General features: G+C 42.3%; 21 protein-coding genes. 16 read left to right on the forward strand and 5 right to left on the reverse strand.

Annotated elements, in window-relative coordinates; translation table 11 throughout:
* Nucleotides 1-59 precede the first annotated feature (59 nt).
* The 13 genes from ACVBIK_RS04390 to ACVBIK_RS04450 all read left to right on the forward strand — a co-directional run bounded on the left by ACVBIK_RS04390 (nucleotide 60) and on the right by ACVBIK_RS04450 (nucleotide 10,491).
* Complete coding sequence (locus ACVBIK_RS04390; RefSeq protein WP_447159161.1) at nucleotides 60-446, forward strand: ACT domain-containing protein; 387 nt, start codon at nucleotides 60-62, stop codon at nucleotides 444-446.
* 81 nt (nucleotides 447-527) lie between these two features.
* Nucleotides 528-785: an HPr family phosphocarrier protein gene (locus ACVBIK_RS04395; protein ID WP_442529487.1), complete on the forward strand. Its 258-nt coding sequence runs from the start codon at nucleotides 528-530 to the stop codon at nucleotides 783-785.
* 10 nt (nucleotides 786-795) lie between these two features.
* On the forward strand, nucleotides 796-2,499 hold the full coding sequence (gene ptsP, locus ACVBIK_RS04400) for a phosphoenolpyruvate--protein phosphotransferase (protein ID WP_447159160.1): 1,704 nt from the start codon (nucleotides 796-798) through the stop codon (nucleotides 2,497-2,499).
* 61 nt (nucleotides 2,500-2,560) lie between these two features.
* Nucleotides 2,561-3,070, forward strand: a complete 510-nt coding sequence (gene crr / locus ACVBIK_RS04405; protein WP_447159159.1) for a PTS glucose transporter subunit IIA — start codon at nucleotides 2,561-2,563, stop codon at nucleotides 3,068-3,070.
* A gap of 145 nt (nucleotides 3,071-3,215) precedes the next feature.
* Nucleotides 3,216-3,605: an ArsC family reductase gene (locus ACVBIK_RS04410; RefSeq protein WP_447159158.1), complete on the forward strand. Its 390-nt coding sequence runs from the start codon at nucleotides 3,216-3,218 to the stop codon at nucleotides 3,603-3,605.
* Entirely contained in the window at nucleotides 3,602-4,747 is a 1,146-nt protein-coding gene (dapE, locus tag ACVBIK_RS04415; RefSeq protein WP_447159157.1) for a succinyl-diaminopimelate desuccinylase, read from the forward strand. Before ACVBIK_RS04410 ends, dapE begins: the two co-directional genes overlap by 4 nt.
* Entirely contained in the window at nucleotides 4,738-5,421 is a 684-nt protein-coding gene (locus ACVBIK_RS04420; RefSeq protein ID WP_447169185.1) for a M15 family metallopeptidase, read from the forward strand. The genes dapE and ACVBIK_RS04420 overlap by 10 nt, the downstream gene beginning before the upstream one ends.
* Before the next feature lie 46 nt (nucleotides 5,422-5,467).
* Nucleotides 5,468-6,310 carry an alpha/beta fold hydrolase gene (locus ACVBIK_RS04425; RefSeq protein WP_447159155.1) on the forward strand — a complete coding sequence of 281 codons (843 nt, stop codon included), beginning with the start codon at nucleotides 5,468-5,470 and terminating at the stop codon, nucleotides 6,308-6,310.
* Nucleotides 6,311-6,316: 6 nt separating this feature from the next.
* Nucleotides 6,317-6,925, forward strand: a complete 609-nt coding sequence (gene can, locus ACVBIK_RS04430; RefSeq protein ID WP_447159154.1) for a carbonate dehydratase — start codon at nucleotides 6,317-6,319, stop codon at nucleotides 6,923-6,925.
* A gap of 207 nt (nucleotides 6,926-7,132) precedes the next feature.
* On the forward strand, nucleotides 7,133-8,317 hold the full coding sequence (gene kdnA, locus ACVBIK_RS04435; protein WP_447159153.1) for an 8-amino-3,8-dideoxy-alpha-D-manno-octulosonate transaminase KdnA: 1,185 nt from the start codon (nucleotides 7,133-7,135) through the stop codon (nucleotides 8,315-8,317).
* Between the two features lie 82 nt (nucleotides 8,318-8,399).
* Nucleotides 8,400-9,470, forward strand: coding sequence for a 3-deoxy-alpha-D-manno-octulosonate 8-oxidase KdnB (gene kdnB / locus ACVBIK_RS04440; RefSeq protein ID WP_447169186.1), 1,071 nt, complete (start codon nucleotides 8,400-8,402; stop codon nucleotides 9,468-9,470).
* 68 nt (nucleotides 9,471-9,538) lie between these two features.
* The gene (gene kdsB, locus ACVBIK_RS04445; RefSeq protein WP_447159151.1) at nucleotides 9,539-10,276 is read left to right on the forward strand and encodes an 8-amino-3,8-dideoxy-manno-octulosonate cytidylyltransferase KdsB; all 738 of its coding nucleotides are present in this window, start codon (nucleotides 9,539-9,541) and stop codon (nucleotides 10,274-10,276) included.
* Between the two features lie 20 nt (nucleotides 10,277-10,296).
* On the forward strand, nucleotides 10,297-10,491 hold the full coding sequence (locus ACVBIK_RS04450; protein WP_447159150.1) for a DUF2897 family protein: 195 nt from the start codon (nucleotides 10,297-10,299) through the stop codon (nucleotides 10,489-10,491).
* Between the two features lie 86 nt (nucleotides 10,492-10,577).
* Here ACVBIK_RS04450 and ACVBIK_RS04455 read toward each other — a convergent pair whose 3' ends face one another.
* From ACVBIK_RS04455 to dapA, 4 genes are all read right to left on the reverse strand, one after another.
* Nucleotides 10,578-13,670: an efflux RND transporter permease subunit gene (locus ACVBIK_RS04455; RefSeq protein WP_447169187.1), complete on the reverse strand. Its 3,093-nt coding sequence runs from the start codon at nucleotides 13,668-13,670 to the stop codon at nucleotides 10,578-10,580.
* Complete coding sequence (locus ACVBIK_RS04460; RefSeq protein ID WP_447159148.1) at nucleotides 13,667-14,749, reverse strand: efflux RND transporter periplasmic adaptor subunit; 1,083 nt, start codon at nucleotides 14,747-14,749, stop codon at nucleotides 13,667-13,669. Before ACVBIK_RS04460 ends, ACVBIK_RS04455 begins: the two co-directional genes overlap by 4 nt.
* Before the next feature lie 168 nt (nucleotides 14,750-14,917).
* Nucleotides 14,918-16,015 (reverse strand): outer membrane protein assembly factor BamC, encoded by a 1,098-nt coding sequence (bamC, locus tag ACVBIK_RS04465; protein ID WP_447159147.1) that lies wholly within the window; start codon nucleotides 16,013-16,015, stop codon nucleotides 14,918-14,920.
* Between the two features lie 3 nt (nucleotides 16,016-16,018).
* Nucleotides 16,019-16,903 carry a 4-hydroxy-tetrahydrodipicolinate synthase gene (gene dapA, locus ACVBIK_RS04470; protein ID WP_447169188.1) on the reverse strand — a complete coding sequence of 295 codons (885 nt, stop codon included), beginning with the start codon at nucleotides 16,901-16,903 and terminating at the stop codon, nucleotides 16,019-16,021.
* A gap of 239 nt (nucleotides 16,904-17,142) precedes the next feature.
* Between dapA and ACVBIK_RS04475 the strand changes: the two genes are divergently transcribed.
* Nucleotides 17,143-17,679, forward strand: coding sequence for a glycine cleavage system protein R (locus ACVBIK_RS04475; RefSeq protein ID WP_447159145.1), 537 nt, complete (start codon nucleotides 17,143-17,145; stop codon nucleotides 17,677-17,679).
* Nucleotides 17,680-17,699: 20 nt separating this feature from the next.
* On the forward strand, nucleotides 17,700-18,170 hold the full coding sequence (gene bcp / locus ACVBIK_RS04480; RefSeq protein ID WP_447159144.1) for a thioredoxin-dependent thiol peroxidase: 471 nt from the start codon (nucleotides 17,700-17,702) through the stop codon (nucleotides 18,168-18,170).
* A 119-nt stretch (nucleotides 18,171-18,289) separates the two neighbouring features.
* On the opposite strand, the gene ACVBIK_RS04485 is transcribed toward bcp, so the two are convergent.
* Nucleotides 18,290-18,904, reverse strand: a complete 615-nt coding sequence (locus ACVBIK_RS04485; protein ID WP_447159143.1) for a LysE/ArgO family amino acid transporter — start codon at nucleotides 18,902-18,904, stop codon at nucleotides 18,290-18,292.
* 133 nt (nucleotides 18,905-19,037) lie between these two features.
* On the opposite strand from ACVBIK_RS04485, the gene ACVBIK_RS04490 reads away from it, so the two are divergent.
* Complete coding sequence (locus tag ACVBIK_RS04490) at nucleotides 19,038-19,928, forward strand: LysR family transcriptional regulator ArgP (RefSeq protein ID WP_447159142.1); 891 nt, start codon at nucleotides 19,038-19,040, stop codon at nucleotides 19,926-19,928.
* Nucleotides 19,929-20,167 lie beyond the last annotated feature (239 nt).

Consider the following 20,167-nt stretch of genomic DNA (forward strand, 5'->3'; position numbering starts at 1 on the left):
TTTGAAATTATGATAAGCTAAATTCACTGAAGAGATATCTTTAAAAGTGAATTGAAATTATGGCTCGCATGACTTTAGCTATCCATCCGGAACTCTACACTATCCATAGTTTTTCAACAGACAGTGGGATCTCGCCTGATATTTTTCAACAAGATATGTACTTCATTGGTAAAACCAAAGATGAGATCTCTGTTGTCGTCCCTGCGACGTTAATACTCGATAGCATCGAGCAAGAAGATGACTGGCGCTGCCTTGAAGTCATCGGTCCTTTAGGCTTTTCAATGACGGGCATTTTAGCCAATGTCTCTAGCACTCTGGCTGACGAAAAAATAAGTATTTTTGCCATATCGACTTTTGATACCGATTATATCTTAGTCAAAAAAGACACTTTATCGGCGGCAACTAAAGCACTTAAAAAGAAAAATTACCAAATCATTGATTATTAGTTATTAGTTATTAGTTATTGTCTTTTTGAGTTAGCCCAAATAGCAAAAATACAATTGCACCAACTTTAGAGTGTTTCATTCATGTATGAAAAGAGCGTGATTATTACAGCTAAACATGGGATCCATACCCGCCCTGCAGCTCTTGTAGTGAAAAAGGCCAAATCTTTTGACTGCAATATCACTGTAGAATGTGATGGTAAGCACGCGAGTGCTAAAAGCTTATTCAAACTGCAAACCTTAGGGCTTTATTATGGCGTATCGGTCAGAGTCTTCGCAGAGGGAGAGCAAGCACAACAAGCTGTAGAAGAAGTGTCAGAACTACTCATTACATTAAGTTAAGGGTTTAGCTATGTCGATTACAGGGATCGCAGTTTCATCGGGTATCGCTTTTGGTCAAGCGTTACACCTTAATTTACATCATGAAAAGGTTGATTACCGGTTAATTCCAAAATCTCAAGTTCCCATCGAAATACACAGACTAAAGCACGCATTTGACCTTCAAAAACAACATTTAACTCAAGGTCTAGAGAAGCTTCAACCTGAAACCAGCCACTTTGATTTAATTGAAGCTGATCTGCTTATATTAGACGATGAGGATCTGTTAGAACACATTGAACATACCATTTCAAGTTTACAAATTGGCGCAGCATTCGCCATAGAGAGAGTATTCGACCAGCAAGCCAGCGAATTAGCACTATTAGATGATCCCTATCTTGCCAATCGAGCTCAAGACGTAACATGCCTCGGTAGTCGACTCATTGCTCGTTTAAACGGAGCTCAACATCTAGATCTAAGTCAACTCACTCAAGATACGATAATATTTTCTCACGATTTGACCCCTGCTGAATTTGCCATGCTACCTCTTGAGCATATTACCGGTGTCGTGCTCAATACCGGCGGCCTGACAAGTCATACTGCAATTTTAACTCGTAGTGCTGGGCTCCCTGCCCTGTTAAGTTGCCAATATGAAGCCGCTCAGATTAACAATGGCACTCAGGTAGTGTTAAATGCGAATAAAGGTGAGTTGGTTGTTGACCCCAACAAAAAACAGCGGGCTCATTTACAAGCCCTAAAGCAACTAGACTTTCAGCGTAAACAACAATTACTCACTCTTAAAGATTTGCCCACAGAAACCTTGGACGGTCACCGCATTTCCTTATTAGCTAATGTAGGTAATCTAAACGAGGTCAGTCATTTAGCCGATGTGGGCGCCGAAGGAATTGGCTTATTTAGAACTGAATTCATGTTAATGAATACCAGTGCTTTGCCCGATGAAAAAACTCAATATCACTTCTATTGTGATGCGCTGCATTTAATGGAAGGTAAAACATTTACCTTACGCACCCTAGATGTCGGTGCCGATAAAGAGATCCCCTGCCTTGGAACAATCATTGAAGATAATCCAGCGTTAGGCTTAAGGGGGATCCGTTACAGCTTGGCGCATCCAGAACTGTTCAAGACACAAGTGAGTGCGATTTTACGCGCTGCCAATCACGGCTCTGTTCGCCTAATGTTTCCAATGATCAATCAGATTGAAGAGTTAGAGCAATTACTAGGTTACGTTGAAGAGTGTAAAGTAAGGCTAATTGAAGCAGAGAAAGGCTTTGGAGAGCTAACCTATGGCATCGTTGTTGAGACGCCTGCTGCCGTACTTAACCTTGAGTCTATGTTGCCATATCTTGACTTTATCAGTATTGGTACAAATGACCTCGCTCAATACACCATGGCCGCCGACCGAACCAATCCATTACTGACCAAAGAATACCCTTCTCTGTCCCCTGCGGTGCTTAATCTTATCCAAACCACCATAGATATCGCCAAAGAACACCAAATCACCGTGTCGCTGTGCGGTGAATTAGCAAGCGATCCAAATGTAGCGCCTTTACTCGTTGGAATGGGAATAGACGAGCTCAGCGTTAATTTAGGTTCATTATTAGAGGTTAAGTCGGCATTACGTGATATAAGTTATCAAACATGCTTGACGATAGCCGAACATGCGCTAAAAATAAAAAGAATAGACGAATTAAAACTTTACATTAATGGTCGGTCTTAATAGCTATGATAGTAACAGTAGCCTTACTCGATAATAATAATGATTCCAAGGGGCAAATTAAATGGGATTTTTGAGCCGTATTAGGCGCCTTATTTCTGGACAGAGTGACATAGCGGGCATAGTCAATGTGTATGCTCCAGTGAGTGGAAAAATCGTTGACGTTGAAAAGGTACCCGATGCCGTATTCTCTGAGAAGATTGTCGGTGACGGATTGGCAATCGAGCCAAAAGGCCACCTTATTTTAGCTCCAATTGACGGCACCATAGGAAAAATATTCGAAACAAACCATGCGTTTAGCATCGAATCTACACAAGGGCTCGAAATATTTGTACATTTTGGTATTGGTACCGTCGAACTCAGAGGCAATGGTTTTAAACGATTAGCCGAAGAAGGCCAAGAAGTTAAGATGGGCGAGCCAATACTAGAATTTGATCTCGACTATTTAAAAGAACACGCAGATAGCCTTCTTACACCTGTGCTTATCGCCAATATGGAAGACATTCAATCCATAGATAAAAAACAAGGCCATCTAGAAGCAGGAAAAGACATCATTTTTTCAGTCAAACTTTAACGCCTTAACCCGTATTACATATTAACCAAAGCCTAATATTTATTAGGCTTTTTCATCATTGCAATTCAAGCTGGCCATTGGGCATTGAATTACGCTCAACAAGGGAAACATGACAACAATTCCCCCTTGAGCAGAGCCAAAAGCAATGACACAATGCAGACAACTTATAAAAACAAACTGGAGTACCCTTTTGACACTTTTCGGAATTAAGAATTGCGATACTGTACGTAAAGCCCGTAAATGGCTTGAAGCTAACCAACTTGAAGTTGCTTTTCATGATTTTCGTGAAGATGGGCTCAGTACTGAGCAAATAGAACAATGGGTCAGTGCTATCGGCTGGGAAGCCTTATTCAATAAAAGAAGTACCAGTTATAGAAATCTAACGGATACAGAAAAGAATGACATCAATGAGAAGAAAGCTGTAGCCTTGATGGCACTCTACCCAACCTTGATCAAGCGCCCTGTTTTAGTGGTGAATGGACAAGTCCAGGTTGGTTTTAAAGAAGCAGACTATCGCACGTGGTTCAACCTATGAGCCAAACTACAGACTCGCCAGTACTGTCACTGGCCAAAGACTTAATTTCTCGTCAATCGGTCACCCCTTTAGATGAAGGGTGTCAGCAACTCATGGCTGATAGATTAGCCGATGCAGGCTTTAATATTGAATCTATGGTCTTTGAAGACACCACCAATATGTGGGCTCGTAGAGGCACTCAATCTCCTGTTTTCTGTTTTGCCGGCCATACTGATGTTGTGCCAGTAGGCGATTTAAAACAATGGCACACGCCGCCGTTTGAGCCTGTTGTTATCGATGATTATCTTCACGGCCGAGGCGCCGCAGATATGAAAGGCTCACTCGCTGCAATGATGGTAGCAGCCGAACGATTCGTTAAACGATTTCCAGATCATCAAGGTTCTATTGCCTTTCTCATTACCAGTGATGAGGAAGGTCCTTTTATTAATGGTACAACTCGCGTCATCGATACCCTCGAAGCGCGCAATGAAAAAATCACCTGGTCGCTGGTGGGAGAACCTTCATCTACCCATAAACTGGGTGATATCGTTAAAAATGGTCGCCGAGGCAGCCTAACAGGCAATTTAACAGTTAAAGGGATCCAGGGACACGTTGCTTACCCTCATCTTGCTGATAACCCTATTCATAAAGCCGCTCCAGCACTGGATGAGCTTGCAAGAATGAAATGGGATAATGGTAATGAATTTTTCCCGCCGACTAGCTTTCAAATCGCAAATATCAATGGTGGCACTGGCGCATCAAACGTGATCCCAGGTGCGTTAGAGGTGATGTTTAACTTTCGTTACTCCACTGAAGTCACCGCCGAGATCTTAATCGCACGAGTACTCAATATTTTAGACGCTCATGGTTTAGAATACGATATCGATTGGGTCTTCAATGGCTTACCCTTTTTAACTGGCGATGGACCGTTATTAGAGGCAACCAAAGCGGCAATCAAAAAAGTCACAGGTACTGATACCGATCCACAAACTTCGGGTGGCACGTCAGATGGTCGCTTTATTGCGCCAACGGGTGCACAGGTTATTGAGCTTGGCCCAGTTAATGCCACTATTCACAAAGTCAACGAGTGCGTGAAAATCTCAGATCTTGAGTTACTGACTGATTGTTATGAAGCCATTTTGGAAAACTTGCTGTGCAAGTAACACAGCCTTCTTTATATGGCCTTGAAGACCAACACCTGGTTGAATGCTTAGGTCACCTTTTAGAAGTAAACACAGCGGCTGCATTTTTAACAATGCAGCAAGCTGCGTTAACTGCAGGTATTGATATTCAGATCTGCTCTGGACATCGAAATTTCGATAGACAGCTAGGGATTTGGAACGCCAAAGCCAGTGGTCGACGGGCAGTATTAGACAAATCCTCTATGCCGGTATCAATTGAGCATCTTTCTTCAAATGAATTAATCGATACTATCCTTTTATGGTCGGCGATACCGGGAATGTCAAGGCACCACTGGGGCACAGACATCGATATCTTTGATGCCAACGGCATAGAAAAGCCAAAGTTACAGCTAGTTCCTACAGAATATCAGCAAGGTGGACCTTGTTTCCACTTGAGCCAATGGTTACACTCCCACGCAGATAAATTCGGCTTCTACCTACCTTATCAGCAGGGGTTAAGTGGCGTAAGCCCAGAACCGTGGCACTTAAGCTACTTTCCAATGTCGAAAGATTATATTAATACTTACGATATCGATGCAGTAAAAGCAATCTTGGCCAGTTGTGATATTTTACACAAAGACACAATACTTGAGCGCATAGTGCCACTGGTTAATGAGTATGTGTTACGCGTCGCCCCCATTCCTACGCAGAAATAGCCGTTAACCAAAACCAGATTTCTTCACATATATTAGAGATAACACTGTGAATATAACCGACTTTACCAGCAACTTTGCAGCAAACAGACAACAAATCAGCATTGATGGCAGCACGCTAAGCTATCTAGATATCGGCCAAGGTCCCGTGCTATTAATGGGTCATAGCTATCTATGGGACGCTGATATGTGGGCGCCACAGATAGCCCACTTAAGTCAAAACTACCGTTGTATTGTGCCAGATCTTTGGGGCCATGGTTTTTCAGGTAAGCTTCCAGAACAGACCAGAAACTTGCGTGATATTGCGGCTCAAATGCTTGAACTCATGGATAAATTAAACGTAGACTCTTTCTCCGTAATGGGCTTATCGGTTGGTGCGATGTGGGGAGCAGAGCTCGCCCTTAAAGTGCCTGCACGAGTGCAACATCTCATTATGTTAGGCAGCTTTATTGGTTATGAACCAGAGATAACCCGCGACAAATACTACGCGATGCTTGATATTATTAAAGCAGAACAAGTCATTTCACCAACAATCATTGACGCTATCACCCCACTCTTTTTTGCAACTGAGCCTAATGCAGAGCTCGTTGAATTATTTAAACAAAAGCTAAATCATTTTGATAGCAACAATATTGACTGCTTATACCAAATAGGCAGAATGATTTTCGGCCGTCGCGATACCATGGATGATGTGCATTTATTAACTCTTCCCTGCTTAATCATGACCGGTGTAGAAGATAAAGCGCGTACAGTACTCGAAGGATACTTAATGCATGATGCAATTGATGGCAGTAAATATGTCCATATTGCTGAGTGCGGCCATATATCAACTTTAGAGCAGGCCGAATTTGTTAATCAACAGATCAGCCAGTTCTTAACTGAGCTAACATAAGATCTAATGAAACTACTAAAACCACTTTTTGATAATAATCGACGCTGGGCTGGGCGGATCTTAAAAGAAGATCCAAAATTTTTTGAGCAGCTCGCTAAGCAGCAAAATCCTGAGTATCTTTGGATTGGTTGCTCCGACAGCCGTGTACCCTCAAATCAGATAATCGATTTAATGCCTGGTGAAGTATTTGTTCATCGCAATATCGCCAACATGGTTATTCACACAGATTTGAACTGTTTATCTGTGCTGCAATATGCTGTTGAAGTGCTTAAAGTAAAACACATTATGGTTGTTGGTCATTATGGTTGTGGCGGTATAAAAGCATCAATGAGCACTGAGCGCTTAGGTCTCATCGATAATTGGCTCGGGCATATTCGAGACATACACAGATTACATAAACGCGATCTTGAAAACATGGATGAAGATAAGCGATTCGATCGTTTGTGTGAGCTCAATGTCATTGAACAGGTTGCAAACGTCACCAGTACCACAATTGTTCAGGATGCTTGGGCACGAGGCCAAGATGTGGCCATTCATGGTTGGATCTACAGCGTAGAGAACGGTTTACTATCAGATTTAGATGTAACGGTTAATAAAGACACGACGAGTGAATAACGTTAGAAACGTTTAGTTTCTAAACACCAACATCAAGGTTATCTCAAGCATTTTGCTGAGGTAGCCTTTTTTTTTAGCAATCGTTACTAAATTTTTACAAAATATGAGAAAAAGAGTAAGAATTCTCGCAGTTTGTTGCCCATCACAGTTATAATCGATTATTTATTTTTAGCGCAATTTTGCGCAGTGAATGCTAAGGAAATATCCATGCCTGGTTTTGAATTATTTGGTCCTGAAGAGAAACAAGAAGTCGCGGATGTAATGGAGAATGGCTTTACCTTCCGTTATAACTTTGATCATATGCGCAACGACCGCTGGAAAACCCGTGAGATGGAAGCACTACTGTGCGAAAAAATGAATGCTAAGCATGCACACCTTGTTTCCAGTGGTACTGCTGCACTGCAAACCGCAATGGCAGCCGCAGGCATTGGCGCTGGTGACGAAGTCATTGTGCCACCTTTCACCTTCGTAGCCTCTGTAGAAGCGGTATTCATGGCAGGAGCTGTACCGATATTTGCTGAAATCGATGAAACGCTTTGTCTATCACCAGAAGGTATCGAAGCAGCCATTACGCCTAAAACAAAGGCCATTAACCTAGTCCATATGTGTGGCTCTATGGCTAAAATGGATGAAATTAAAGCCGTATGTGCTAAGCATAACCTGATTATTCTTGAGGATGCTTGTCAAGCTATCGGCGGTAGTTATAAAGGTCAGGCGCTCGGCACTATTGGTGATGTTGGCTGTTACTCATTCGATTCAGTTAAAACCATCACCTGTGGTGAAGGTGGCGCAGTGATCACCAATAACGAAACTATCTACAACCATGCACATATGTTCTCAGATCATGGTCATGATCATGTAGGCAATGACCGCGGCGCGGAAGGTCACCCAATTATGGGGCTTAACTTCCGTATTTCAGAAATGAACTCGGCAATGGGCTTAGCTCAATTGCGCAAACTAGACAAAATTATTGAAATCCAGCGCAGCAACAAAAAGCTCATTAAAGACGCCATGTCAGCAATTCCTGAAGTCACCTTCCGAGAAATCCCTGATGCAGACGGTGATTCAGCAGGATTTTTAACCTTCTTTATGCCTACTGAAGCACGCACCATCGAAATCAACAAAAAGTTAGCCGAAAATGGCGTCGATGGTTGTTTCTACTGGTATGTAAACAACTGGCACTATCTGTCAAACTGGAAACATATCCAAGAACTTAAGTCACCTTCTGCGCTTCCGATAACACTTATTGAAGACAGACCCGATTATACTAAGGTGTCTGTGCCTAAGTCTGATGCCATCATGAGCCGCACAATTTCAATGCTTATCAAACTTTCATGGACGGAAGAAGAAATTAAGCAGCGTATAGAAAACATTAAACGCGCTTTTGCTTAATTAACCACACGTATCCGTCGCGTCATACAATTATGGCGCGATAGCACATTTTAATTTAATGGCCCCAACGGAGAATGTCGTAATGAGTTTTAAGAACTTCAAATGTGTACCAAAAATGATTTTTGGTCGCGGTTCATTTGCACAGCTCGATCAAGTTTTAGCTGAAGAGCGCCAAGTAGAGGACGATTTTGTAGTGTTTTTGGTTGATGACGTTCATCAATCAAAGTCACTAAGTGATCGTGTTCCAGCTAAAGCACATGACTTGGTTATTTATGTCAATGTGGATGATGAACCCACGACAAAACAAGTTGATGCACTCACCGAGCAAGTTCAAGCGTTTAACAGTAAACTTCCTGTTAGCGTAGTTGGCTTAGGCGGCGGTTCGACTCTGGACCTCGCAAAGGCTGTATCACTTATGCTAACCAACCCGGGTGGCAGTGCTGAATACCAAGGTTGGGATCTTATTAAGAACCCAGCTATTCACCATATCGGTATTCCAACCGTATCAGGTACGGGTGCAGAAGCGTCACGTACCGCTGTACTATGTGGTCCTGTGCGAAAGCTTGGCTTAAACTCAGATTACACAGTATTTGATCAGATCATTATGGATTCTGAGCTGATTGCAGGTGTACCAACGAACCAATGGTTCTACACGGGTATGGATTGTTATATCCACTGTGTCGAGTCACTCGAAGGCACCTATCTAAATGAATTTGCAAAAGCATTTGCCGAAAAATCGATGGATCTTTGCCGTGAAGTCTTCATAGACGATCATGAAGAGAAAGATGACAAACTAATGATGGCATCCTATATGGGCGGTATGAGTATCGCTTATAGCCAGGTTGGTGCGTGTCATGCTGTTTCTTATGGTCTAGGCTATGTATTAGGCTACCATCACGGGATCGGTAATTGCTTAGCATTTGATGTACTTGAGGAGTTCTACCCAGAAGGCGTTGCTGAATTCCGTCAGATGATGGATAAACACAATATCGTTCTGCCTAAGAACATCTGTAAAGATCTTCCTGACGAAACTATCGCTAAGATGGTTGCCGTCACTAAGAGCATGGGCCCACTTTGGGATAATGTTTACGGTGAAGGCTGGGAAGAGAAAGTCACCGACGAAATGCTAACTAAGTTATTCCGTCGTATCTAAACTCTCGCGTAAGCAAGAATGGGCTTCAAATGGAAGCCCATGATACTTTTTCTAAGTAGGTAAATTGAATGAATGTAACCTTATTAATCCCTGCTCGTTACGGCTCTAGCCGTTTCCCTGGCAAACCATTGGCACCAATCAATGGCAAACCAATGATCCAGCATGTATACGAGCGCGCTGCTTTAGCAAAAGGGCTTAAAGACATCTATGTTGCAACTGACGACGATCGCATTAAAGATGCCGTTGAAGGTTTTGGCGGCAAAGTTGTTATGACAGGTGCAGATGCCGCATCAGGTACAGACCGTATCGACGATGCAATTACACAACTCGGTCTTGCCGATGATGATCTTGTGATTAACTTACAAGGTGATCAACCGTTAATTGATCCTATCTCTATTGAGCAGATCATTAGCCTATTTGAACGTCATCCAGGTGAGTTCGACATGGCAACCTTAGGTTATGAGATCAGCGATGACGAACAGCTCAACGATCCTAACCATGTTAAAATGGTTTTCGATAACAATTTTAACGCCTTATATTTCTCACGTGCCCGCATTCCTTATGGCCGTGATACGACCGATTACCCGGTTTATAAGCACCTTGGTGTTTACGCTTATACCCGCAAGTTTATCCAGACCTTTGCTAAACTCCCTCTGGGCCGTTTAGAAGATTTGGAGAAATTAGAACAACTTCGTGCGCTTGAGTATGGTTACAAAATTAAAGTTGCAATCAGTGCGTTTGATTCACCAGAGGTCGATACCCCTGAAGATATCCGTATTTGTGAAGCTAGACTTGCTGTTGACTAATTGATAAGGCGATAAGCGTTATGTCAAATCTTGAAGTTGGATTACTCATTTTATTAGTTGTTGGTATTATCGCCAGTAATTTAGCGGTTTTGAAATATAGCGCCAAATTCAAAATGTCTCAATTTGGTAAAGATCATCATAAGAAAACCACTAAAGAGAAAAATGTGGCTGACAAAGATGATCAGGACCAGCAAGCTGACTCTGACAAAAAGTAGCTAGGTAATATACTTAACTATTTGGAAAACAAAAAAGGCGCTTAAAGCGCCTTTTTTATTTCTAGCAATCAGTAGAAGAAAATGAACTACTCTGCGAGCTCTTTTTCCAACTGCTTAGCAATCAGCTCAGGTGAGCCCGTATTCTTCGCTAATAACGAGTAAGCCACAGGGATCACAAACAATGTAAAGAAGGTTGCCAGTGTAATGCCCGATAACACTACGACGCCAATAACAAAGCGTGTTTCAGCTCCTGCGCCCTCTGAAAGCACTAACGGCACAGCCCCCGCGGCGGTGGTGATCCCCGTCATTAAAATAGGTCTCAATCGTTGGCTCGATGCTTGAATTATTGATTGCTGAAACTCAATGCCTTTATCTCTGAGTTGGTTAGCAAATTCGACAATCAAAATACCATTTTTAGCGGCCAAGCCCACCAACATGATAATGCCTATCTGGCTGTAAATATTCAGGCTTTGATCCGTTACCCAGAGTCCTATTAGTGCCCCCAGCGTGGCCAGTGGTACCGTGAGCATAATCACCAACGGGTGAACATAGCTTTCAAACTGTGCCGCTAACACTAGAAACACAATGCCAAGAGCCAAAATGAATACGAAATACATCGAGTTACCCGAGTCTTGATAATCTAATGACTGCCCCTTGTAACTCACTATCGCTTCAGCAGGTAGGTACTCATAAGTTAAGCCATTTAAATAATCTAGCGCTTCGCCTAAGCTATAGCCATCAGCCAAATTCGCTTCAATCGTAATCGCACGCATACGATTGTAACGGTTTAGCTGACTTGCATCGGCGAACTCTTCGACATGCACTAAATTAGATAACGGAATAAGCTCTTTACTACGCTCTGATCGAACGTAAATATTTTCAAGATCGTTAGCCGTATTTTGATTATCTCGATTACCCTCAATAATCACATCGTACTCTTCACCATCTCTCATAAACGTCGTGACTAAACGAGACCCTAACATCGACTCTAACGTGCGCCCTATATGAGAGATGGATACTCCAAGATCTGATGCTCTGTCTTTATCGATCACTACTCTAAGTTGTGGTTTAGTCTCGTTGTAGTCATGATCTAAGCCAACAAGGTTAGGGTTTTCCTTGGCTTTCTCAATAATAATATCTCGCCATCTCGCCAACTCTTCATAGCTTGGTCCACCTAATACAAACTGCACAGGCTTACCGACACCACGGCCAAAGGCTTGCCTCATTACAGGAAATGCACGTACGCCTGCTAAATCTGACAGTCGCCCTCTGATATCACCTATGATTTCAAATGCGCTGCGCCTAACGGCCCAATCTTCAAGTACAATAATAGCCATACCATTAGAGAAATTAGCGCTGCGACCAAACCCCCTTGGCGCACGGATAAGCAAACGTTTAATCTCTCCAGCTTCAACTAATGGCATTAAGCGATTTTCAATCTCATCCATATAAGATTCAATATATTCAAAACTGGCCCCTTGCGGTCCATTGACAATCAAGAACATTGAACCTCTATCTTCTCTTGGCGCAAATTCTTGCGGCACTTCTTTCGCCAAAAATGCGCTACTCACGAGTGCAACTAGGATCAATGATGACACCAAAAATGGGTGCTTCATCGCCTTGACTAAAATCATTCGATAGTGACTAGAGAGGCTGTCCATTCCCGAGTCAATTTTCCGAACTAACCAAGAGTCCTGCCCAGAGGGTTTTAGCACCTTAGAACACATCATTGGGCTTAACGTTAATGCCACAATGCTTGAGAAAATGACCGCTGCACTCATGGCAACCGCAAACTCTTTAAATAGTTTACCCAAATCTCCCTCTAAAAAGGTGATTGGCATAAATACCGCAACCAAAACTAATGTGGTCGCCACAACCGCAAATGCCACTTCACGGGCACCAAGGTAAGCTGCTTTTAGCGGTGAATCTCCCTCTTCTATTCGCCTGTGAATGTTCTCAAGTACCACAATTGCATCATCAACCACCATACCAATTGCTAAGATCATCGCTAGCAAGGTTAACAGGTTAATCGTATAGCCCAGTGCAAACAGTACGATAAATGTCGCCATTAAAGACACCGGCACAGTTAACGCAGGAATAAGCATAGCGCGCACACTACCAAGGAACAGATAAATCACCACGATGACTAAAAACATGGCAATAAACAGGGTTTGATAAACCTCTTTAACCGACGCTTCAATAAAGACTGAGCTATCGTATGAGCGTTTTATCTCCATACCTGCTGGTAGGGTTGGGTTAATTTGATCGACTAATTTATTCGCCGCGCGGGCGACATCCAATGTGTTAGCCGTTGATTGCTTTGACACGCCAAGACCAATCATGGCCTCGCGATTGCCTCTAAAAGTGATACGCTCCTCTTCAGAACCTATTTCAACTTTTGCAACATCACCCAGTTTAATCAGGTAGCCATCTTCCCCCTCAGCTAACACTAAATTGGCGAAATCATCAGATGTTTTAAAGCTTCGCTCCAACCTTACAGTAAAATGGCGCTCTTTTGACTCTACGCTGCCCGCAGGTAATTCTACGTTTTCCGAGCGAAGTGCTGACTCAATATCGGCAACAGTTAAGTTTCTTGCAGCTAAGGCTTGTCTATCGATCCACACACGCATGGCGTAAACCTTGCCACCACCAAGTCGCATATTCGCGACCCCGTCGATCACCGAGAAACGGTCGATTAAATAGCGTCTGGCATAATCGGTTAGCTGTAACGTAGTCATCTGATCTGACACGAGATTGAGCCACATTATCACTTCATCGCCACCGTTCGCTTTTTGCACTTCTGGTGGATCAGCTTCTTCAGGTAAATTATTCAGAAGACCTGATACTCGGTCTCGTACATCGTTGGCTGCAGCTTCAATATCTCGCCCAACATCAAACTCTAATGTAACATTCGAGCGCCCATCGCTGCTCGAGGAGCTAATATGTTTAATGCCTTCAACACCGCTAATCCTATCTTCAATGAGCTGAGTAATTCGACTCTCAACTACTGCCGCACTGGCGCCGCGATAGTTGGTTTGAATTGAGACCACTGGAGGGTCAATATTTGGGTATTCTCTTAACGGCAACTTGTCAAATGCCACTAAGCCAAAAACAATCAGTAAAATACTAATAACTGAAGCGAAGACCGGTCGCTTAACCGAGATATCAGTTAAGATCATGCTACGGGCTCCACATTAGCCTGCTTTAGAAAACTAAAACGTTCGCTAAAGGTCACTTTGACGTGATCTCCTGGGCGCACTTTTAGCAACCCCCGGATCACAACTTGCTCATCAAGGACGACACCATTAATAATTTCTACCCAACCACGCTTACGTAGTCCAAGCGTAACTTGCTTTTGCTCAACAATGCCCTCGTCATTGACCACATAGACATAGTGCCTATCTTGAATGGGTATTATCGCTGACTCAGGTAATATAAGTGCTTCCCGGCTTGTCTTGATAAGCTTCACTTTCATCAACATGCCAGGAAGTAATCGTTGATCTAGATTGGGGATCTCGGCACGAACGATTACCGCACGAGTTTTCGGATTAATACGGCTATCAATTGACACCACTTTTCCTACAAACACTTCTCCGTCAAATGCTACAGCCGTTGCTTCAACTTTTTTGCCTAGAGCCAATGCTTGTAAAAAGCGCTCTGGCACAGAAAAGTCCAACTTTATAACTGAGATGTCATCCAAAGTGGTAATGGGATTACCTGGTGAGACTAGAGCTCCGACACTGACCTGGCGCAAACCTAACGCACCAGAGAAAGGTGCCCTGATACTGCGATCACCTAGGGCCGATTGCGCCTGGGCCAGCTCAGCTTTAGCGGTATCGATTAACGTTTGCAACCTGTCTCGTTCAAGTTCTGCAATTGTTTGACTGGTGACTAAGGTGCGAATGCGTTCAAGTTCACGTTGGTGATCTTTAACTTTCACTTTTGCAACGGTAACACGCGCAAGCTGTTCACTGTCTTGAAGTTGGATCAGTAAACGTCCCTTCTGGACTAGATCGCCATCATTAAAATTAACTTTTGTCACCACATCTGTGACCTTGGGGGTCACAGTAATCGACTCGTTTGCCTTACTCGTACCAAGGGCTTCAACCTCGTCGCGTATCGGTTGTATCGCTGCTTTCGTAACAACTACATTTGGTATAGGTCGAGATTTTGTGACTTGTTCTGCCGGAGGTTGTTGCAGATAGAAATATGTGCCTAAGAGCAACAATGCACCAATTATTATTATTATTTTTTTCATGACAGCCTTAGCAAACTATATTTTTCAATTGCCGTTAGTTTACCTAGTCATAACTTTGCTTCAATACGTTTTACTTTTTCTTACAAATAATACATTTGGGTGACATTCATTTTTTAACGGTCAACAAAAAAGGAGCCAAGAGGCTCCTTTTCATTTTAGTTATTGTGACTAGCGTACTTTACGGTCTTCTTGCATCAATTCTGAGAAGCCTTCATAGACTGCAGTAACAACCTCGTTAGAAAGCGGCTCATTTTTAGCATTCAACAGGTGGATCTCTGTCTTATCATCAATGCCATCTTTAAGCTCTATACGATATGAACCCGCTTCAAGCGGTAGCTCTTTTTCGCTCCATAACGAACTCCAAAAACCAGAATCATCCGTTATATTGATATAAAGTAGACCTTTGTTACTGTCCATATCGACAATTTCAAAGCCCATTTCAGGTAACACAATACGTAAGCGATCCCAGGTACGTTTATACTTAGCATCAGCTAACCAATAAGCTTGTTCTTCAGCATCAGCTATAAGGTTTACATCAATACCCAGGCTTTGCTTCAAGCGTTTAGCTTTAAGTGCTTTAGCACGTTCGATACTGATATAACTAATTGAATCATTCAATCTATCAATAGTATAACGGCGCTTATCTTCACCACTTAATAAAATATCCTGTCGATCGCCATCATAGCTTTCTTCATGTTCTATTAGCTCAATCGTTAAATTACCGCTACGGCCATGAGGACGAACATCGACCTTATACAAATAACGCTGCTTTAGACTATAAACTTTATCGCTACCCCAGAAACTCGACTCAATCACTTGCGAGCTTTCGATCCAATCAGTCTCAATGGTTCCTAGCTCATAGTTTTCACTACGTAATGGAATAGATTTACTCGCAAAGTATTCTTTTAAAACATCAAATATCTCTTGCTTTAAATCAATATCATTATCAATCGACTCAATAACAATTTTAATATTGTCATCGCCCTCTTCTACACGCGTCCCCTCTGCCATTGGTAACACTTGTAGTGGCGGTCGAATATCAAGCTGAGTGCCAACGGCATTTTGGTCAACCTTACTACCTACATCAGGAATATTATATTCCTTACTGTAAGTTGGCTTATTCAACCCCGCTGGGATCACTAATTCAGGCGCTACGACGAGATCTTGATAGTTCTGATCTATGTCATTAGCCTGTCTTCTGTCAATGGGTGTACTACATGCAGTAACAGCTGCAACTAAAATAAGTGGAGATATTTGCTTTAGCATTTATTATTCAACCTCGATTCGGGCATTTTTCATCGCTTCTAGCAACAGACCATGAAACTCTGTAGAAAGTTCAGTTAAAGGTAAACGAATATCACCTTGACTAATTAGTCCCATTCGGTGTGCGGCCCACTTTATGGGAATAGGATTGGCTTCGCAGAACAAAGCGCTAAACAACGCTTTAATCGACTCTTCAGCAGCTAATGCAGCAGGAAGATTACCCACTAACGCAGCGTCACACATAGCTTTAAACTGTTTTGGAACAATATTGTTCGCAACAGAAATAACGCCATTACCGCCGAGAGTTAAAAATTCTCTTGCTGTCGCGTCATCGCCACTATACAGCATAAAATCATCGCCACATAAACGGCGTAATTCTTTAACGCGAGATAGATCGCCGGTGGCTTCTTTAACACCGATAATATTTTTGACACTCACAAGTTCAGCCACCGTTTCTGGCAGCATATCAACAGCGGTGCGTCCAGGAACGTTATATAGAATTTGTGGCACATCGGTACTCGCTGCAACAGCGGTATAGTGTGCTATAAGCCCTTTTGGTGTTGGCTTGTTATAATAAGGTGTGACACCTAGCATTGCAGCCACACCAGTATTTGAGAGGCCTTTAGTTAACTCAATAGCTTCTGCCGTTGCGTTAGCGCCATTGCCACCAATAATCGGTAGTCGACCTGCAGCAAATTTTACCGTTTGCTCGACAACGGCAATATGTTCTTTTGCTGGTAGTGTTGCCGACTCACCAGTGGTGCCAACGGCAACGATGGCATCTGTACCTTGGGCGATATGGTACTCAACTAAACTTTCAAGACTCTTATAATCTACTGTGCCATCACTGTTCATTGGTGTGATTAAGGCAACGATGCTTCCGTATATCATGTGTATTCCCCAAGGGTTCAGGACTGGCTATGGTACTGATGCAATCCACTAAAAACAAGCTCTACTACGCAAGACTTAAGCATATTCATCATCAACTTGAAACATATTAAATAAGTGAAAGGATCACAATGACAAGGATCGCAAACTGATTAACTTGTGATAGCATTACTGACCACGAGAAAAATCTGTCATTCAATTGTCTATTTTTCAGACTAAACAATAATAATATGGGGTATGAAATGTCCAATCACTTGGTCGTTACTGCAATGGGGGCCGATCGCTCAGGTATTGTGAGTAAGTTTGCACGACTCGCGAGTGAGTGTGACTGCGATATCGTTGATAGTCGCATGGCACTGTTTGGTAATGAATTTACCTTAATTATGATGCTTTCAGGTTCGTGGCCGTCAATTACCAAGATGGAAACCACATTACCAAGCTTAAGTGTTGAACTTGAGTTATTAACAGTAATGAAGCGTACTTCAAAACATACTCCACAAAACTACATTTCTCGTTTAGAGGTCAACTTTAGTGGCCATGACCAACGTGGAACAATGAAAAGAATCACTCAATTCTTAGCAGATAGATCACTCGATTTGGCTGCGGTTAAATCCCATGCGGAAGAAGATGCGACAGGCAAACCCACTCAAAATATTAACCTCACCGTTAATGTGCCAGAAAAAGTCGACTTAGATAAACTCGAAGTTAGCATAAATGAACTAGCAGCAGAATTAACCCTAGAGTGCACTATTGAACGTATGCAAGGTGTTGAAAGTTAATATTGATAATGGATAAAAATATGAAAACCTTAACCGCTGGCGATACAGCGCCACTTTTTAACCTACAAAACCAAAAAGACGAAACCGTTAGCTTAGCTGAAGCGCTAAAAACCGGCCCAGTGCTTGTATATTTCTATCCAAAGGCCTCTACTCCCGGTTGCACAGTGCAGGCCTGTGGTTTAAGAGACAGTCAACAAGCGCTTGAAAACCTCTCGGTAACGGTATTTGGATTAAGTCCTGATCCCGTGGCCAAACTGGCTAAGTTCTCCGATAAGCAATCGCTTAACTTTTCACTACTGAGCGACGAAGATCATGCCATTGCCGATGCCTTTGGCGTGTGGGGAGAAAAGAAGTTTATGGGTAAGATCTATGACGGCATACACCGTTTAAGCTTCTTAATTGGTCAGGACGGTAAAGTGGCACATGTATTTAATAAGTTTAAAACCAAAGATCATCATGAAGTTGTACTCGCTCATTTAAAGAGTCATTAACTCACGGCGTTAAATTTTTGGATATTTCTGCCATCAAAAAAAGGAGCCTTTAGGCTCCTTTTTTTCCGGGACGATATCGGGTACTTTCTAAGGTTCTACTTCAGATAGTATCTTAGATACTAAACAATATAGGGATAGATTAATGCGCCAGCAATCGACCACATGGTAATACAGATAAAACGGTCTAGGTAACACCAGGCTTTAGGCTTTTTAAAGACAGGGCTTAAATATTTAGCGCCTAAACTCAAGCTAAAAAACCACACAAAAGAAGCCAAAACAGCACCAGCACCAAACCACTGCTTTTCTGTCCCTTCAAACTGCACACTAATACTGCCTAGTAACACCACTGTATCTAAATACAGATGAGGATTTAATAAGCTAATGGCTAACGTTGTAAATACGGCTTTTTTAAGGCTATCAGCAGCATGTTCCTCATCATTCTCCATACGGTTATCGTTAAAAGAGGACTTTAAGGCGGCAAAGCCATAAAACAATAAAAAAATAGCACCACCAAAGCTTGCGATATCTTTAATCAATGGAAACGCTAGAATTAAGTGACCTAAACCTGCAACACCAGCAGTGATCATAACCGCATCAATAAATGAGCAAATTGCAGCGATAGGTAACGAATGAGAACGTTTAAGGCCTTGTTTTAAAACAAAAGCATTTTGCGCGCCCACAGCCATTATTAAGCTACCGCCAATTCCCATACCTTGTATAAATGCTGTTTGCATAACTGCCTCAAAACGACCTAAATTAATAAGCCGCAAGAATAGTTCGCCTTTAAAAATAAGTACAACTACTAATATTAATCAGGTATAAGTAAAACTTATACTGCAAGCGATACTAAAGCAGAGGCAGCAAACTATGTTTGATTACGCACACCTTAAAGCACTTTCGATAGTTGTATCTCAAGGGGGGTTTGATAAAGCGGCGAAGCATCTATTCATTAGCCAATCAGCGGTTTCTCAAAGAATTAAACAGCTTGAGGATAAGGTCGGACAGTCGTTATTGGTAAGAACAAATCCTGTGCGTGCAACTGAAACAGGAAAAAGGTTACTCAGACATTATGCACAAGTACAGCTACTTGAAAGTGAGCTGCGCTCAGAAATGGATGTAGATGATCCCTCCTTACCGACCATCGTAAAAATTGCTGTAAACGCAGATAGCTTAGCGACTTGGTTTCTACCAGCATTAGCTGAGGTATTTAAACGCCATAAATGGTTATTAGAACTCATCATTGATGATGAAGCTTACACCCACCACCTGTTAAAAAATGGTGAAGCCGTTGGCTGCGTAACCACGTCTCAAATTGCGTTATCAGGCTGTAGCAGTGAGTTTCTGGGTAACATGGAGTATTTGTGTGTTGCGACACCCGAGTTTGCAAGCCAATATTTTACATCCGACTCCCCCATAGAAGACATAGCCTTAGCGCCAGCGGTCGTCTTCTCAACTAAAGATAAGCTTCACGACAAATTTTTGAATTTTTATTTCGGGATTAGTGATAACAGCTGGAGAGAACATAAAATCCCCTCCTCTGAGAGCTTTTTAGAAGCGATTAAAATGGGCCTAGGTTATGGATTAGTTGGCCATTTGCAAGCGCAAGACTTACTCGAAACGGGTCAACTTATCGAAATATTTCCAGAAAAAAAGATGCAAGTTCCACTGTATTGGCAACATTGGAATATCAAAGCAAAACAAACAAGCGTTATTTATCGTTCATTAGCAGCAAGTGCTAACCACACATTGATCATGTAGCCGAAAGCAGCTTAGCTCAAATCTATCACAGCTGTTTTAGGCTATACCCGTGTTACTTTATGGATATACTCATATTAGTTTAAGGGCATGTATACCTTTAAAGCCAACAGAGTTGGCCCATTGTTACACGCGATAATCCTATTAAAAAAGCAGCCTAGGGCGAATGCCGATCATTTAGCAGTTTATTGATCGGTTGACCGATCTTTATAAGATGGCAAAATCCGAGTGTTTTTAAACAC

Source organism: Shewanella sp. 125m-1 (assembly GCF_052977065.1).

Bases quoted from the DNA above. Each gene is read 5' to 3' on its own strand.
- ACVBIK_RS04390 (WP_447159161.1), top strand. From the start codon at position 60: ATGGCTCGCATGACTTTAGCTATCCATCCGGAACTCTACACTATCCAT.
- ACVBIK_RS04395 (WP_442529487.1), top strand. From the start codon at position 528: ATGTATGAAAAGAGCGTGATTATTACAGCTAAACATGGGATCCATACC.
- ptsP (WP_447159160.1), top strand. From the start codon at position 796: ATGTCGATTACAGGGATCGCAGTTTCATCGGGTATCGCTTTTGGTCAA.
- crr (WP_447159159.1), top strand. From the start codon at position 2,561: ATGGGATTTTTGAGCCGTATTAGGCGCCTTATTTCTGGACAGAGTGAC.
- ACVBIK_RS04410 (WP_447159158.1), top strand. From the start codon at position 3,216: ATGACACAATGCAGACAACTTATAAAAACAAACTGGAGTACCCTTTTG.
- dapE (WP_447159157.1), top strand. From the start codon at position 3,602: ATGAGCCAAACTACAGACTCGCCAGTACTGTCACTGGCCAAAGACTTA.
- can (WP_447159154.1), top strand. From the start codon at position 6,317: ATGAAACTACTAAAACCACTTTTTGATAATAATCGACGCTGGGCTGGG.
- kdnA (WP_447159153.1), top strand. From the start codon at position 7,133: ATGCCTGGTTTTGAATTATTTGGTCCTGAAGAGAAACAAGAAGTCGCG.
- kdnB (WP_447169186.1), top strand. From the start codon at position 8,400: ATGAGTTTTAAGAACTTCAAATGTGTACCAAAAATGATTTTTGGTCGC.
- kdsB (WP_447159151.1), top strand. From the start codon at position 9,539: ATGAATGTAACCTTATTAATCCCTGCTCGTTACGGCTCTAGCCGTTTC.
- ACVBIK_RS04450 (WP_447159150.1), top strand. From the start codon at position 10,297: ATGTCAAATCTTGAAGTTGGATTACTCATTTTATTAGTTGTTGGTATT.
- ACVBIK_RS04455 (WP_447169187.1), bottom strand. From the start codon at position 13,670: ATGATCTTAACTGATATCTCGGTTAAGCGACCGGTCTTCGCTTCAGTT.
- ACVBIK_RS04460 (WP_447159148.1), bottom strand. From the start codon at position 14,749: ATGAAAAAAATAATAATAATAATTGGTGCATTGTTGCTCTTAGGCACA.
- bamC (WP_447159147.1), bottom strand. From the start codon at position 16,015: ATGCTAAAGCAAATATCTCCACTTATTTTAGTTGCAGCTGTTACTGCA.
- dapA (WP_447169188.1), bottom strand. From the start codon at position 16,903: ATGATATACGGAAGCATCGTTGCCTTAATCACACCAATGAACAGTGAT.
- ACVBIK_RS04475 (WP_447159145.1), top strand. From the start codon at position 17,143: ATGTCCAATCACTTGGTCGTTACTGCAATGGGGGCCGATCGCTCAGGT.
- bcp (WP_447159144.1), top strand. From the start codon at position 17,700: ATGAAAACCTTAACCGCTGGCGATACAGCGCCACTTTTTAACCTACAA.
- ACVBIK_RS04485 (WP_447159143.1), bottom strand. From the start codon at position 18,904: ATGCAAACAGCATTTATACAAGGTATGGGAATTGGCGGTAGCTTAATA.
- ACVBIK_RS04490 (WP_447159142.1), top strand. From the start codon at position 19,038: ATGTTTGATTACGCACACCTTAAAGCACTTTCGATAGTTGTATCTCAA.